We start from the raw sequence: 14,965 nt of genomic DNA on the forward strand, positions 1-14,965 counted from the left end.
GGTGCGCCGGCAATTCCTCAAGGCCAAGGATTCAGAAGTGAGAACGTCTACCCCGAACTTTACACATGCCGTTCATCCGGCGTCCCTGCCGCCTTTGTCGGCGGGGCGCGACCGGACGAATTGGAAGATCGCGATCGCGGGGGGCGGCCCGGTCGGCCTGGCCACGGCGTTGGCGTTGGCTCAGCGAGGCATCCGGGTTCTCGTGATCGAGGCGGACGAGACCGTATGCGTCGGTAGCCGCGCCATCTGCCTGTCGCGGCGCTCTCTCGAGATCATCGATCGGCTGGGTGCACTGAAGCCGTTCGAGGACAAGGGCCTGGCCTGGACGAACGGAAGGAGCTTCTACGGGACCGACGAAGTGCTGAATTTCTCGATGCCGCACGATCAGGATCAGCGCCTCGCGCCGATGACGAACCTGCAGCAATACTACATCGAGCAGTTCCTGCTCGATGCCGCCAAAAAGCATGCCGAGTTGATCGAGATTCGCTGGGGCACGCGGTTCGACGAACTGAAAGCGAGCGAGGAGGGAGTTGAACTGACCCTCTCCGCGGAGGGGACGTCCTACGCAGTTCATGCGGACTACCTCGTCGCTTGTGACGGTGCGCGCAGCCGGGCACGGCAAGCGCTCGGCCTACGGATGAACGGCACGAGCTACGAGGGCCGTTACGTCATCGTCGATATCGAGATCGATCTCGATCTGCCGACCGAACGCCTCGCGTGGTTCGATCCACCCAGCAATCCCGGTCGGACAATGCTCATGCACAGGCAGCCGGATAACGTCTGGCGTCTGGATTATCAGCTTCGGGCCGATGAAGACCAGGACGAGATGCTGCGTGACGAGAACGTCCTTCCGATCGTCAAAGCGCATCTGTCGATGTTGGGCATCGACCGTCCCTGGAAATTGATCTGGAGCAGCGTCTACCGGGCAGCAGCCGTCTCGCTGGATCAGTATCGGACCGGGCGCGTCGTCTTCGCCGGGGATGCTGCGCATCTGGTCCCGATCTTCGGCGTGAGAGGCCTCAACAGCGGCTTCGAAGATGCATTCAACCTGGGTTGGAAGCTGGCAGCCGTCGTCCGCGGCATGGCGCCCGCCAGCATCCTGGACACTTACACGCAAGAGCGCCGCATGGCTTGGGAGACGAACGTCGCCAACGCCATGAAGAGCACGGAATTCATGGCTCCGCCGTCGCATGGATATGAATTGATGCGCGATGCAGCCTTGTCTCTTGCCGGGCGGCATGAGGGCATCGCGACATTGATCAACCCTCGCCAGGCCAGCGCAAGCACCTATGAAGGATCGGCGCTGAGCTGTGTGACCCGGGACGAGGGCGAGTTCAACGGTGGACCCCGGCTAGGGGCGGCCCCGTTGGAGTGTCCGGTGCGGGTGGGCGATCAACAGAGGCACCTCACCCAATTACTTGGGGAGGACTTCACCCTGATCTGGGCGGGGCGAGGTGCGCTGGCTGCCACGGTTGGTGAGGAAGTGGAGGCGGCCGGCAAAACCGGGCTCACCGTTCGGGTGGTCGAGATTGAGCCCGCCGCGGATCATTCATCGGCGAGCGCATCCACGGCGACAAGCGACCGGTTCATTGCGCTCTACGATGCGGCGCCGCGGGCAGCATACCTGTTTCGCCCCGACGGACACATCTGCGCGCGATGGCGGGCGATGAAGCCGGGAGATCTGACGAGTGCGATTGGTGTCGCGTTGAGGCGAGCAAAGGCGGCGCAGTGATGGGGACATGGGAACGAGATGAGCGAGAGCGGGCGTATACCAACCTGTGCGAGGCGTTGACATCTGCCGGTCAGGCGAACGAGGCCGCGCTTCTGGCGCGGCTTTGCCTGCTGCTAATGGAAAAGTGCGCGGATGCCGATGCGGTCATGGAGTGCCTCCTGCAAGCGAGAGAGGCCGGCCATCGACCAGAGGCTGACGCGACATGAACTTCGAGATTGCAGCCTTCCTTGTGCAGGACGGCGTGACGGTCGGGGCGGTGTACGCGCTGCTGGCTGTAGCCCTGGTGCTGGTCTTCACGGTCACCCGCATCATCTTCATTCCGCAAGGCGAGTTCGTCTCCTATGGCGCGCTGACCCTCGTTGCCCTCAACACGGGACGCACGCCAAACACGATATGGCTGCTCGTGGTGCTCGCGTTGTGCGTCTGGATGCGCGAAGCGTGGAAGCTCGCTAGGTCCGAGTTTTCCTGGCCAGTCGTCAACGGCATGTTGCGCGATCTCGCGATGACGTCCGGCGTGTGTGCCATGGGCTACGTTGGCGCGTCGGCACAGCTGCCTTTCGCTATCAAGGCGCTGATATCGATCAGCATCGTGGTCTTGATCGGGACCAAGGTTTACCGGCTGGTCTATGAGCCGCTTCAGAGCGCGAGCATCCTGGTGCTGTTGATTGCCTCGGTCGGTGTGCATCTTGCCCTTACCGGGATCGGACTGGCGATGTTTGGGGCGGAGGGATCCAGGACGTCCCCGCTGGTCGATATTCAGGCCAATATCGGAGCCTTGACGGTCACAGGGCAGAGCGTCGCGATCGGTGTATCTGCGCTCCTTGCAATGCTGGCCCTTTCGCTCTTCTTCGGGAGAACCCTGGAAGGAAAGGCGCTCAAGGCAACCGCCGAGAACCGTCTTGGCGCACGGCTCGTCGGAATTCGTACCGTGCGCGCGGGAAGATTGGCGTTGGGCGTCGCCGCCGCCATCGGATCGGCATCGGGGATCCTGTTGGCGCCGCTTTCGACCATCTACTACGACACGGGGTTCCTGATCGGCCTCAAGGGCTTCATCGCTGCGGTGATCGGCGGAATGGTGAGCTATCCCGTGGCAGCCATTGGTGCGCTGATGATTGGCATTCTCGAGAGCTTCATCACATTCGAGACCAGCGCATTGAAGGACGTCATCGTGTTCACGCTCATCTTGCCGGTGCTTCTGTATCGCTCGTTGAGCTTCCGTGACGCGGGCCAGGAGCAAAGCAATTGATCGAGCTTGTGAGGCGCCTTGCCATGGGCAGGGGCAGAGCGCTCGCCTTGGCGTGCGTTCTATTGGCTATACCGCTTCTCCCGGTATCGGAGTTCTGGATTACGGTCGGCAATTTTATCGGCATCTCGGCGCTAACCGCGCTGGGTCTCGTGCTGCTGACGGGAGCAGCGGGTATCACCTCGTTCGGGCAGGCCGCCTTTGTCGGTCTTGGAGCCTATACAACGGCATATTTGACGATCGCCTACGGTGTGTCGCCGTGGCTGGGGCTGATGGCGGGCCTGGCTATCACCGCGGTCGCTGCCGTGGTTCTCGGGCTGTTGACCATGCGGCTGTCGGGCCACTTTCTGCCGCTCGGCACGTTGGCCTGGGGGCTCGCACTCTATTTTCTGTTCGGCAACCTCGAAGCGCTGGGCAAATACGACGGCCTGATCGGCATTCCACCGATCTATTTGGGTACCGTGCCGTTGGATACGGGGCGAAAGGTCTTCTGGCTGATCTGGGCCATCGTGCTGGTCTCCACGATGCTCCTGGAGAACCTCCTGGCATCTCGACCAGGCCGTGCGCTACGCGCGCTCAAGCAGAGCGAAGCGCTGGCCGGTTCGATGGGGGTAGACGCCGGTCGCGAGAAGCTGAAGGCCTTCATCGTCGCTGCCTTGCTTGCCAGCGTGGCCGGTTGGCTGTTTGCGCATATGCAACGGACCGTCAATCCGACGCCGTTCTCCGCGACGGCGAGCATCGAGTATCTCTTGATGTCGGTGATCGGTGGTCTGGGCTCGGTCTGGGGAGCGCTTCTCGGTGCCGGCGCCGTCTTGTTGCTGAAGGATCTGCTGCAGCGATTGCTTCCGCTCCTGTCCGGCGAAGTGGGGACGTATGAGGTTATTGCGTTCGGCGTAACGCTGATCCTGCTGCTGCAGTATTCATCTCAGGGATTGTGGGGCGTCATCGCGCGAGCGATACCGAGCGGGCTCGGTTTCGCCGTCACGACCAAAGGCTCCGCCGGCGAACAGCTGGCAGAGCGGCCCAAGGTAGCGCGCAACACAACGGTGCTCAGCGTCGAAGCGGTACGTAAGACGTTCGGCGGCTTGATTGCCGTCAATGATGTCAGCTTTGACGTCAAGGCCGGTGAGATCGTCGGCCTGATCGGCCCGAATGGTGCCGGCAAGAGTACGCTGTTCAATCTGGTATCGGGCGCGCTGTCACCGGTCGGTGGTTCGGTCGAGCTGCTCGGCAACCGCACGAGGTCGGGCGCGGCCCGGAGTATCGCCCGGCTCGGCGTGGCGCGATCGTTCCAGCATGTGAAGATGGATCCGGACATGACGGTCCTCGCCAATGTGTCGCTGGGAGCGCATTCCCGATCGCATTGCGGCTATATCAGCGCAATGCTGGGCCTCAACAAGCGGGAGGAGAATGCTGTCGTCGACGATGCCTGGCGGCAACTGAAGTTGCTGGGGCTGAGCGACTGCGGCCTGCGGCCCGGCGGATCTCTCGCATTGGGACAGCAGCGGCTGATGGAGATATCCCGAGCGTTGGCGCTGGATCCCGTTTTGCTTCTTCTCGATGAACCGGCTGCAGGCCTGCGCCACGCGGAAAAAATGGAGCTGAGACAAGTCCTGGATCAGCTTCGCAGCCGTGGGCTCGCCATTCTGCTCGTTGAGCACGATATGGAGCTCGTCATGGGTCTGGCCGACCGGCTCGTCGTCCTCGATTTCGGAACCAAGATCGCCGAAGGGCGGCCGAACGAGATTCGGCAGAACGCTCGCGTTCTCGAGGCCTATCTCGGGAGTGCAGGATGAGCGGTCCGATACTGGATGTGAGAGGCCTATCGGTATCCTACGGCAAGATCGAAGCCATCCACGGTCTATCGCTTCAGGTCAGGCCGGGCACGATTGTAACGGTGATCGGCCCGAACGGCGCCGGCAAGTCCACGACCCTCAACGCAGTCTCCGGCCTGTTGCCTAGTCGCGGCACGATTCAATTTCTTGGCCGGGACGTTTCAAAATCCGAGGTCGAGGATCGGGTGGAGGCGGGGTTGGTGCTTGTCCCCGAGCGCCGCGAGCTCTTCACCGGGATGACCGTGAGCGACAATTTGCGTCTTGGTGCGTATCGCTTTCGAAGCGAGAGCCATCGAGAGATGGCGTCGAGGCTGGACGCCGTTTATTCCACCTTTCCGCGTCTTCAGGAGCGCTCCCTTCAACGCGCCGGAACGCTCTCAGGGGGAGAGCGGCAGATGCTCGCGATCGGGCGCGCGCTGATGTCCCGGCCGTCACTGCTGATGCTTGATGAACCGAGCCTTGGGTTGGCCCCACTGGTGACCAAGGAAATATTCCGGATCATTGCGGCCCTCCGCAACTCGGGCGTCGCCGTGCTCTTGATCGAGCAGAACGCGCGCGCGGCGCTCGAGATCGCGGACTATGGATACGTCATCGAGCGCGGGGCGGTCGTCATGGCGGACAAGGCGGCTTCATTGGCGAAGAACCCAAAATTGATCGAGACGTATCTCGGTCTGCCTGCCGTCCACTAGCGCATGCTGGTCCTGGACCGAAGAGAGAAGAGCCAAGCCACTGAGGGATATTTCGCCGAGGCCAAAACTCGACCGACAGCACCGTGAAGCAATGAGAGCAGCTGTTGGCCGAGGTCGCATGTTGACAACGCATTCCGCCGTGTATGGCTCGCAAATCGAAAATTGATGCGGTTCTTGACGCTCTGCGGGCTGCATTTGCGGGCTTTCGGGTCAGTCACGACAGCGTTTCCGTCAAGCGATGTGTGCGCGGGGTCTATCTTGCGTCGGATCGAGCGGCGGAAGTAACCGGTTCATTGAGCTTCACGCGGCCGTCCCGTGTATTCGCGTGGTTCTCCATCGACGATTTGAACCTTGACCAGAAAGCTGATGCGCATGCATTGCGAAGCGTGGCTCTGAGAATCGGCGAGGACGAATGCCAATCGGACATCCTGTTTGAGAACGTGCCGATCTACCTCGCAAGAACCGTGGATCAGCTGCGGACATTCGTAGAGGCGCGCGTCCCTGGACCGGATGGCCTGCCCGACCCGGAGCGGATCAAGGCATTCTCTGAGAGAAATCCAGAGACGTGCTATCGTTCTGACTATCTGTGGGCACGTGCTCGTCGGTCCAGCAGCCTAGCCAAGACGACGTATTGGGGCGTCCACTCGTTTCCGGTGACAGACTCTTTGGGCGAAACCCGCTTCATCAAGCTCAAAATTACTCCGGTCGGACCCGAATCATCCTTCCGCAATCAGAACATCGAGGAACCAGCTTCCTTGCTGCTCGAGGAATTTGAGAGTCATATCAAGAAGCGTGGCGTGCGATTTAGTCTGCTGGCCTTGCTGGGTGGTCCAGGAGATAACACGACTGACGTGACCGATCGCTGGCAAAATGAAGACCAGCGCGATGCGGTGAGGCTAGGGACAATCGTAATCACAGGGATCGAGCCCGGCATGGCCTGCAAAACGTCGATGTCGGGGCCGGCGCGGCTTGCCGAGGGAATCGGGTACCCATTGGACGGATTGTTCCAGGCGCGCTGGGTAGCGTACAAGTTTTGGCATGGATTAGACATCGAGGCGTAGGATACGAGACTGCGACCTCGAGCAGCACACTGCGATCAGTTCGTTCGAGGCCTTCTCGGCATCCGTCAGGATCATGTCGCGATGGTCGGGACGGCCGTCGATCACCTTTGTGAGACAGGTGCCGCATACACCGGTCTGGCAAGCGGTCTCAACATTTATTCCGGCCCTCTGAAGCGCGGCAAGGATGGTATCGTTCGGGCCGACTTCAATGGTCAGACCCGAGCGGCTCGCGATGACCGTGAACGGCGTTCCCGATGCATCGATCTCGGCTCCGAAATGCTCTTGATGAAAGCGCTCCGCGGATACGCCGGCCATGCGAGAAGCATGCTCGACGAAGGCCATGTAGCCCCGCGGTCCGCAAACGTAGACGTGACAGTCGGTCCTCGCGCTGCGCAGGATCGCCTCAGGATCCAGCGATCCTCGGCCCTGCTGGTCGCCGAGGTGAAGCACGATCTTGTCGCGGAACGGAAGTGCGTCAAGCGTCTCCGAAAATGGGAGCCGCGCTCGTGATTGCGCAGAAATATGCCACGTAAAGGCACGTCCCAGCTCGTGCAGGCGCCAGGCCATTGCCAGCAGCGGGGTCATGCCGATTCCCCCGGAAAACAGGAAGCTCTCCGTGGCGGACTCCGCCAGCCGAAAGCGGTTTCGTGGTGAGCCGATTCGAATTTTCGAACCGGGCTGGAACTTGCGATGCAACTCCGTCGAGCCGCCACGCGACTGCACCTCTTTCTGGACTGCGATGCGGTACGTCGAACCGAAGGGACCAGTCAGCGAGTATTGGCGGACCAGGCCAGGGCGGATGTGCACATCGATGTGAGCACCGGGCGTCCAATCAGGAAGATTGCCAACTCCACCGGATCCGACCGTCAGGCAGATGATGTCCTGGGCAACCTCCTGACGTTCGAGCACGGTCGCTTCGAGGATCGCGGCGCTCTCGCCGGAATCCGCCTGCCGCGTTTGCGGGAGCGAAGCCAGTCTGGTTGAGCGTTCAAATTTCGCAGGAAGAGCCGCGAACGCGTAGATCGTGTTGTTCAGGGCAACCCGTGGTTCGCCGACGTCAATCCGCTCAACGCGTGGAAGCATCGCTTTTAGCAGCGCGGTCATTTCCAGTTGTGCCAGGTGCATGCCGACGCACATATGAATGCCGCTACCGAAGCCCAGATGCCCCTTGGCATGGCGCGTGACACGAAACGCGTCCGGATTCTCGAACATCCGTTCGTCGCGGTTCGCCGACGCGTAAAGCGCCATCACGCGGCTGCCTTGTTCGATCGCGTGATCGCCATATTGGACGTGACGCGTAGCGTGCCGCGTGAATGAACGAATTGGCGATCCAAGCCGCACCGCTTCGTTGACCGCGTTGCCGATCAAAGTTGGATCGTTTCGCAGTGCCTCCCACTCGCTAGGGTTTTTGGCGAGCTGCCAGATGAGCTGGCCAGTAGCCGAAATGGTCGTGTCGAGGCTGGGATTGATATAGTCGCGGATACAGAAGGGCGCGAGTTCTGGCGCCAGCGCGCCCTCGTCGACAAGGGTGTGTATCCGGTGCGTCCAGCTTCCTTGCTTGAGATCCTCACGTTTGGCGTATTTGCCGATGAAATCGCGTTGCTCGAGGAATGTGCGCAACGCAGCCTGACCGCGTTGATTCTGGATCCCGAGGAGATCGAAGGCCGCCGAGCCCCAGCGGAGCATGTTCTCCTTGCCGAAGTCGGGCAAGCCGACCATGTCGCGTACGACAGTCAGGGGCAGGTGAGATGCGAGGTCTGCCATGACATCGAAGCTTCCCCGCTCGACAAGCCTTTCGATGAGATCTTCCGCCAGCGCCTCGACAAGAGGCTCAACATCCTTCAGCGCACCCGGTAGCAGCGGAGCGGCCATCGCCGTTCGAATGGCCTTGTGGCGTTCGCCGTCGGAAGCAATCGAATTGCCCCGCATCAGGTCGCACGCCGTCTTGTCCGCAGCCACTCCCTGTCCGCTGGAGAAAGTTTCGGGATCCCTGAGGCAAGCCGCGACCCCTTGATAGCGCGGCAGCGCATAGTTTCCATGCCGCGGCAGCCAGATCAGCGGCCCCAACTTCCGCATTGCAGCATAGTGAGGCCACGGATCCAAGATGAACTCGTCGGAGTAAAAGTCGACATCATAACTGAGCGCGGGCATCGGTGTTGTTTCTCCCGGACCGGCCAATGGCCAACGCAGGCCGAAGGCAGAGGCTCGGCCGCTAACCTGACTGGAATACGTCGCTGATCGGACCTAGTCTGTCATCATGATTGATGACAAACCCTCGAGTGAGCCGGAACAGGAAGCGCTGGCGAACGTGATCCTCGCGCTCGGTAAGCCGTCGTTCTACCGGGCGCTGCTGCGCTTCGCCAAGGTCGTTTGCGACTTCGAGCATCTGAGCGTCTTTGGCTTCACACCTACGCTGATGCCGCGCATCGAAGTCCTGGAGGGCCTGGAAGATGCCAGCATTACGAGCCTGTCGGCCCAATCGTACATGGGCTTTGGATATCATCATGCCGATCCGGCGCTGGCGCGGATGCGCCAACTGAGTCTCGATTCCGGAGCTCCGGCTGTGCTGACGCTGTGGGCGCGGGATATATCGGACGCCGCATATCGCCGCGATATCTACGAGAGATTTGGGCTGGACGGTCGCATCTCCATTCTCGGACGGGCGGGCGAGAACTGGCGGTCCGTCAATTTCTACAAGCACAGCCAGAAAGGCGGCCTTACTCACGCCGATGTCGCCGCCATTTCGAAGCGCGCCTTCAGCTTGTTCGCTGCAGAAGTGCGGCATCTCGAATTGGTAGGAGAGACGAGCGGTTTGGCGGATGGCAAGCCACCCGTTGCATTCTTTCAGGCGTTACTGGTTGAGATCGCCCCTGCTCTTAGCCATCGGGAAGCAGAAGTATGCGCGCATGCGCTCCAAGGAAAGACAGGGGAGGGCACCGCGCTCGAGCTCGAGATCGCGGACGCGACGGTAGCGACCCTCAAGCGGCGCGCCTACGCAAAGCTCAACATTACCAACCTCAACGAACTTTTCGCGATCTGCCTGGCCGCCGCGGCCCGGCGATCTCGCCGGCTATAGGTCGCTCCGCGCCAAATGCGGCCGCTTCAGACGATTGATCGAATACCAAATGCTGCTGTGAATGACCTGCAGACCGCGCAACCAAGAGATAGAGCGTCAATGCCGCAAGTGACGATGCAGCCATGACCGCCGTCATTGAAAGCGCCGATCTCCCATCGAAGAAGGCGGCGACCAAACCGCTGCCGATTGCGCCTGCGGTCATCTGAATACTTCCCGCGACCGCGCTGACTGCACCAGCGATATCGGGCAGTGGCTGCATTATCGCATTCATGATGTTCGGCATGCTCAACCCGAAGCTTAGCGCGACCGCCAGCAACAACGCGACGATGAGCGCAGGATGAGCCCCGCGGAACAAAGTCAGCGCCAGCGCCACGCAGGCAGCTACGGAAAGCAGCCCGAGAGCGAAGGTCAATGTGCGGCGGGGCGCCACGCCGTGGCGAGCGAGCCTGCCGTCCACGAACGCGCCGCACATCACAGCCGCCGAGCATGCGCTGAAGATCATGCCATACTGGTCCGGCCGCAGACCGACCACCCCTATGAAGAAAAGCGGCGCTCCGGTGACATAGGCAAAGACGGCGGCACCTTGGGCGGCGCCGACAAGGATGAACGCGAACGAAACCGGATGTGTTAGAACGCGAAGATAGTCTCTGATGACGGCTGCGGGCGCAAAACGACCGGCCGGATCGATCCTTGCACTTTCGGCGAAGCCGAGCAGCACGGCGAGTATCAGGGTCGCTCCGAGCGCTGCCTGGGTTGCGTAAATCAGCCGCCAGCTTCCGATCGCGAGTAGTGCGGCGCCCGCGCCCGGTGCGATCACGGTGACAACATTGATGGCAACCACGACATTCGCAATTCTGGTGCGCGCCGCCGTTTCATCGAACAGATCGCGGATGACCGCAAACGTCAACGTCGTGCTGGAGGCGCCGACGGCCTGGGCGAGGCGAAAAATTATCAGTGCGGGCAAGGATTGGGCGGCCATGCAGCCGAGACTGGCCATCACAAACAGCACCAGGCCGAACAGGACGATCGGTTTGCGGCCTAATCGATCCGATAGCGGTCCGTAGATGAGCGGTGTCAGCGCGAGGCCGATCATGGAGACGCTCATGGTCAGGCCGACATCCGACGGCTCTACTCCCAGCGCGGCGCCTGTTGCAGCAAGCGCCGGCAGGTTGATGTCGATGCCGGAATACGGCACGGCGGCAAGACAGCCCAGCAGCAGGGTGAAGGAGAAGGAGGAGGGACGAATTTGCATGGGGTCAACGCCTGAATGCTTTGTCTGGCGGGGGAGGAGGAGGCGGTTGCCTCCTCCTCCGTGGGCGATCGAATCACACACTGGCGCGCCGGCCGCGGGCGGGCGCCATGGCCCGGGCCGGTGCCCACGACGCTTGTTGGTCGGCAACGAGCTGGTTGATGATCCAGAGGATTTCCGACTGCGTGTTGATGCTGGCAAACTCGCTGGCCATCTGCGAGGCGCGCTGGCGATACTCGCTGCGATCGAGCACGTTGCGCACGGCGCTGCGCAGCGCATCCGGCGTCGGCTCGTTGGTCGCCAGATCGATGCCGACGCCGGACCACGCCACGCGCGCGTTGACGTCAGCCTTGTCCTCGGTCATGCCCGCGGTGACCAGCGGGATGCCAAAGCTCATGGCCTGGTTGACGCTGCCATAGCCTCCGTTCGTGACGAGCACGTCGACGCGCGGCAGTAGCCATTCGAACGGCAAGTAACTGGCGAGCCGCGCGTTTGACGGGACGGGACCGCAGATGGCCTCGACGGGACGGCCGCCGGCCGTTGCGACGACCAGCACATCGGGCTCGTCGGCGAGCGCAGCAAGTGTCGGCTCGACCAGCAGGCCGAAATTGTGGTTGGCCACCGTGCCTTGCGTCACCAGCACGACCTTGCGCGAGCCATCGAGTTCGTGTGCCCACGACGGCAAAGGGATCTGGTTTGGAATGATCGGCGGCGTGCCGACGAAATGCACAGTCGGCGGAAACTTCCGCGGAAATTCGAAGCCGGGCACCGAAAGCTGCATGTAGGCATCGGCGAGTTCGATGACGGAATGGAAGAGCGGCACGTTGACCGGTCCGACGCGGAATGTCTTCAGCAGCTTGTTCAGGCTGCGCAGGATCGGTTGATCCACGGTCGCATCATGCTGCTCGGCGATAGCGGCATATTGTTCGCGCTGCGCCTCCGTTGTCGCCGGCGGCAGCCCGAGGAAGTTCGGGGCGCCGTCCTCGCGCTCCCAGTGCAGGAGAGACGTGCCGCACAGAACGATCGGAGGGCGTTTTGCGCGTGGTCCGAGCAGCATCGGCAACACACCGAAGAACATGTCGTCCCCGACGATGATGTCGGCCGGAAATCTCTTGAGCGTCTCGATCAGCCCGAGATGCTGCGGCGGAATGGTATCGACGAAGATGCGCTCGCAGGCGACGCGCAGCCATTCCGGGCCCGGCGGGATGTCCTTCAGTTCGGGGACTACGGCCAAAATGTCGCGCAAGTCGAGATCTGCGCCGGGCGGAAGCGCAAAGAACTTGAGGCCGCTACCCTCGATGCGGTCGCGGAAGACGGTCCCGGTCAAGAAGCCAACCTCGTGGCCCTCGCTGAGCAGGATGCGCGAGATTGCAAGCAACGGATTGAGATGGCCGGTCGCTGGCGTCGAAGCAAAGAGCAGTTTCATGTGACGGTCCTCTGATTGTCGAAGGTCGCGGTCGTCGATGACGATCCAACCGATCAGAGGAATGCCGTGATGCGCGTTACGCCAAGGCTTCTACACCATGATGAAATGGTTACGACGGCAATGTGTGAGGACTGCGGTCAGCGTTTGGCGAGGAGGGGCCGCCACGGTGTCCGCGCCGAATTGTTGCAGACGTAATCCAACCTTGCCGGGCTGAAACAGATTTGCAATCCCACCCTAATAGCGACGAGGGTCGGCTTGCCGCTAAATTACCGAGCGGCCGCGTCAGCCGCGAGCGATGCCCGCGATCGTGCCGGTCTGGCCCCGCGCGCCGCTTTATCGAGGAACAACATGCTGAACGATGTCGAATCGATCGCAGCGCTCATTCTCCGCGTTTCGCCCGCCGGATCGAGCCTTCATGCGTCGAAGTCAAATCCTGCGCAACCTGGATACAGAGCCCTGCCATGACATTGACGGAAGGATTGTCGCTGGCGCAGCGCAATGGCGCGTCGCCGGCGACCTGGCGCGGCGATGCGCCCGGTGAAACCGGTGTCTCGGTTGCATCGGTCAGGTTTGAAGGCGGCTTGCACTTCAGCGGGACGCCGCAGCAGCACCTTGTATGGTTCAACCTGTCCCCGCCTGACCGGTTCGACTGCCGCTTCGCGGGGCAGGAGCTGCGGCATAGGCCGCCGACAGGATCCTTGGCGATCTGTCCTGCGGGTACCGAAAGTGCCGCCGATACCGCACACACGGTCGATGCTCTGGTCGTTGCCGTCGACCCCGGCCGCTTCTCGCTCGCCGCCGCCGAATGTTCGGCTCTCGGCTCGCGGCTGGACGCGTGTCTGGACGGGCGCGATGCGATGATGCTGGATCTTGCGCGCAAGCTGGCATCCGAGGGTGCAAGTCGCTATGTCAACGGCCCGTTGTTCTGGAGCGAACTTGCGCAGCATTTCATCGACGGATTGCTGACGCGTTTCAGTCTGGCTCCTGAAAGTAGCGCGCGAGGCACATTGGGCAAGGACGTGCTCAAGTGCCTCAAGGACTACGTCATTGCGCATCTTGATCAGCCCATCGAAGTCGAAACGCTCGCAGGTATGGCCGGGCGGAGCCCGTTTCACTTCACGCGGGTGTTCTCACGATCCGTCGGACTGACGCCGCATCGCTATGTTGTCTATCTGAGGTTGCAGCGCGCAATTGAGCTGGCGCGCGGCGGCCGCTACGGCCTGGCTGAAATCGCGGCGCGGACCGGGTTTGCCGACCAAAGCCACCTGGCGCGGTGGATCCGTCGTGTTCACGGCGTTTCAATCCGGCGGCTCCTCGCCGGGGCGTGAGAACCGACGGCAGGAATCTTCAAGACCAAGCCCGTGCCGCCTCCTAGATCGACGTCTCCGCGGCGCTGGAATGATCTGGCCGCCGTGACTGTGAGGTAAGAAATGAAGCAGGCAACAGGAAGCAAATTCGACCCGCGGTGGCACGTCACGATTGAGCGGGCCTGTAGGAGCAGACAGCCGTTTGCTGCGCTTAACAACAGATCGTGAAGATCGCTCTTGATCACGATTCCGAGAGACATCCTGAACAAGAATGAAGGATGACTTACCTAATTGTGTAGGCGGGAATTCCATGATTCTGCATCATCGATACATGTCGACGCGCATCTACCCCAAAGATCCGCGCGTGGGGAGCTAATACGCGATTCCGATCGAAGCAAGCCTCGGTGTTGGAAACTGATTCGTCCACGCCGAGGGAGCCAAAGAATTGTGGCTCACGCTCCGGGCGCAAGTCTACCTTCCGATTGTGGGGATCAGTCACGAGATTGCTATGTTGGCAGATGTAGGTCACATCATCGTCGTTGATGACGATGCCACGTTGCGGCAGATGGTCGTTAGATATCTGGAAGAGCACAATGTGTCGACCAGGGCTGCGTCCAATCGAGCCGAATTGCACCGCCTGCTCGAGGGAGCAGAGCCAAGCCTGATTATTCTCGATCTTCGTCTCGGTCAGGACGATGGACTCGATCTGTTGCGGGAAATCCGCTCGCACTCGGATGTGCCTGTCATCATAACGACCGGACATCGGCCGGACGAAATCGATCGTATCGTCGGGCTCGAACTTGGCGCCGACGACTACATCATCAAGCCGTTCAGCCTCAGAGAGCTTCTGGCGCGTGTCCGCGCCGTTTTGCGGCGTCAGGAGATGGGGCGGTCCGCGCGCGTGCGCGATCCGGAGCGCGGCGGTTATCGCTTCAATGGCTGGAAGCTTGAACGACGCGGCCGCAAGCTGCTGGACCCGAACGATACGCCGGTTGCGCTGAGCAAAGGCGAGTACGCGCTGCTGCTGGCCTTTCTCGAGGCGCCGCAGCGGCCGTTGACGCGCGAGCATCTCCTCCAGGCAACCCGCATCCACGAAGACATATTTGACCGGAGTATCGACGTTCAGGTGCTGCGGCTACGGCGCAAGCTGGAAGTCGAGCCAAGCGCGCCGCGCGTCATCCAGACCGAGCGCGGCGTTGGTTACGTCTTTGCTGTGCCCGTCGAGCCGTTCTAGGGGTGTCGTCCTTGTCCTTTGTATGACGTCGACCGGCTGCAATTGTAACCGTATTTCCCGGTGATGTGATGGCGGCGTAACAGCGCGACCTCAGAGTGCCTCCTGCAAACATC

General features: G+C 61.5%; 11 protein-coding genes. 8 read left to right on the forward strand and 3 right to left on the reverse strand.

From position 1 onward, the window contains the following. Position 1 precedes the first annotated feature (1 nt). From JQ633_RS23360 to JQ633_RS23380, 5 genes are all read left to right on the forward strand, one after another. Complete coding sequence (locus tag JQ633_RS23360; RefSeq protein WP_211987417.1) at positions 2 to 1,732, forward strand: FAD-dependent monooxygenase; 1,731 nt, start codon at positions 2 to 4, stop codon at positions 1,730 to 1,732. Between the two features lie 202 nt (positions 1,733 to 1,934). After that, positions 1,935 to 2,978 (forward strand): branched-chain amino acid ABC transporter permease, encoded by a 1,044-nt coding sequence (locus JQ633_RS23365; RefSeq protein ID WP_211987418.1) that lies wholly within the window; start codon positions 1,935 to 1,937, stop codon positions 2,976 to 2,978. Further along, positions 2,975 to 4,771, forward strand: a complete 1,797-nt coding sequence (locus tag JQ633_RS23370; protein WP_349631598.1) for a branched-chain amino acid ABC transporter ATP-binding protein/permease — start codon at positions 2,975 to 2,977, stop codon at positions 4,769 to 4,771. Before JQ633_RS23365 ends, JQ633_RS23370 begins: the two co-directional genes overlap by 4 nt. Continuing rightward, a complete protein-coding gene (locus JQ633_RS23375) occupies positions 4,768 to 5,499 on the forward strand; it encodes an ABC transporter ATP-binding protein (protein ID WP_211987419.1) in 732 nt (243 codons plus the stop codon). Before JQ633_RS23370 ends, JQ633_RS23375 begins: the two co-directional genes overlap by 4 nt. A 143-nt stretch (positions 5,500 to 5,642) precedes the next feature. Next, complete coding sequence (locus tag JQ633_RS23380) at positions 5,643 to 6,560, forward strand: catalase (RefSeq protein ID WP_211987420.1); 918 nt, start codon at positions 5,643 to 5,645, stop codon at positions 6,558 to 6,560. On the opposite strand, the gene JQ633_RS23385 is transcribed toward JQ633_RS23380, so the two are convergent. Beyond that, positions 6,543 to 8,711, reverse strand: coding sequence for a cytochrome P450/oxidoreductase (locus tag JQ633_RS23385; RefSeq protein WP_211987421.1), 2,169 nt, complete (start codon positions 8,709 to 8,711; stop codon positions 6,543 to 6,545). The two genes, JQ633_RS23380 and JQ633_RS23385, sit on opposite strands and share 18 nt — an antisense overlap. A 106-nt stretch (positions 8,712 to 8,817) precedes the next feature. On the opposite strand from JQ633_RS23385, the gene JQ633_RS23390 reads away from it, so the two are divergent. Further along, the gene (locus tag JQ633_RS23390) at positions 8,818 to 9,636 is read left to right on the forward strand and encodes a helix-turn-helix transcriptional regulator (RefSeq protein WP_211987422.1); all 819 of its coding nucleotides are present in this window, start codon (positions 8,818 to 8,820) and stop codon (positions 9,634 to 9,636) included. On the opposite strand, the gene JQ633_RS23395 is transcribed toward JQ633_RS23390, so the two are convergent. Beyond that, positions 9,578 to 10,888 carry a multidrug effflux MFS transporter gene (locus JQ633_RS23395; RefSeq protein WP_211987423.1) on the reverse strand — a complete coding sequence of 437 codons (1,311 nt, stop codon included), beginning with the start codon at positions 10,886 to 10,888 and terminating at the stop codon, positions 9,578 to 9,580. The genes JQ633_RS23390 and JQ633_RS23395 overlap by 59 nt on opposite strands. 73 nt (positions 10,889 to 10,961) lie before the next feature. Next, positions 10,962 to 12,311, reverse strand: a complete 1,350-nt coding sequence (locus JQ633_RS23400) for a glycosyltransferase (RefSeq protein WP_211987424.1) — start codon at positions 12,309 to 12,311, stop codon at positions 10,962 to 10,964. Between the two features lie 461 nt (positions 12,312 to 12,772). Between JQ633_RS23400 and JQ633_RS23405 the strand changes: the two genes are divergently transcribed. Further along, the gene (locus JQ633_RS23405) at positions 12,773 to 13,639 is read left to right on the forward strand and encodes a helix-turn-helix domain-containing protein (RefSeq protein WP_211987425.1); all 867 of its coding nucleotides are present in this window, start codon (positions 12,773 to 12,775) and stop codon (positions 13,637 to 13,639) included. Positions 13,640 to 14,126: 487 nt separating this feature from the next. Beyond that, positions 14,127 to 14,852 (forward strand): response regulator, encoded by a 726-nt coding sequence (locus JQ633_RS23410; RefSeq protein ID WP_211987426.1) that lies wholly within the window; start codon positions 14,127 to 14,129, stop codon positions 14,850 to 14,852. The last annotated feature ends 113 nt before the right edge of the window (positions 14,853 to 14,965 follow it).

This window comes from Bradyrhizobium tropiciagri (assembly GCF_018130505.1).
Lineage (GTDB): Bacteria > Pseudomonadota > Alphaproteobacteria > Rhizobiales > Xanthobacteraceae > Bradyrhizobium > Bradyrhizobium tropiciagri_B.

Excerpts from the sequence above, each read along its gene's own strand:
- JQ633_RS23365 (WP_211987418.1), top strand. The coding sequence starts at position 1,935 with ATGAACTTCGAGATTGCAGCCTTCCTTGTGCAGGACGGCGTGACGGTC.
- JQ633_RS23375 (WP_211987419.1), top strand. The coding sequence starts at position 4,768 with ATGAGCGGTCCGATACTGGATGTGAGAGGCCTATCGGTATCCTACGGC.
- JQ633_RS23380 (WP_211987420.1), top strand. The coding sequence starts at position 5,643 with ATGGCTCGCAAATCGAAAATTGATGCGGTTCTTGACGCTCTGCGGGCT.
- JQ633_RS23385 (WP_211987421.1), bottom strand. The coding sequence starts at position 8,711 with ATGCCCGCGCTCAGTTATGATGTCGACTTTTACTCCGACGAGTTCATC.
- JQ633_RS23390 (WP_211987422.1), top strand. The coding sequence starts at position 8,818 with ATGATTGATGACAAACCCTCGAGTGAGCCGGAACAGGAAGCGCTGGCG.
- JQ633_RS23395 (WP_211987423.1), bottom strand. The coding sequence starts at position 10,888 with ATGCAAATTCGTCCCTCCTCCTTCTCCTTCACCCTGCTGCTGGGCTGT.
- JQ633_RS23400 (WP_211987424.1), bottom strand. The coding sequence starts at position 12,311 with ATGAAACTGCTCTTTGCTTCGACGCCAGCGACCGGCCATCTCAATCCG.
- JQ633_RS23405 (WP_211987425.1), top strand. The coding sequence starts at position 12,773 with ATGACATTGACGGAAGGATTGTCGCTGGCGCAGCGCAATGGCGCGTCG.
- JQ633_RS23410 (WP_211987426.1), top strand. The coding sequence starts at position 14,127 with ATGTTGGCAGATGTAGGTCACATCATCGTCGTTGATGACGATGCCACG.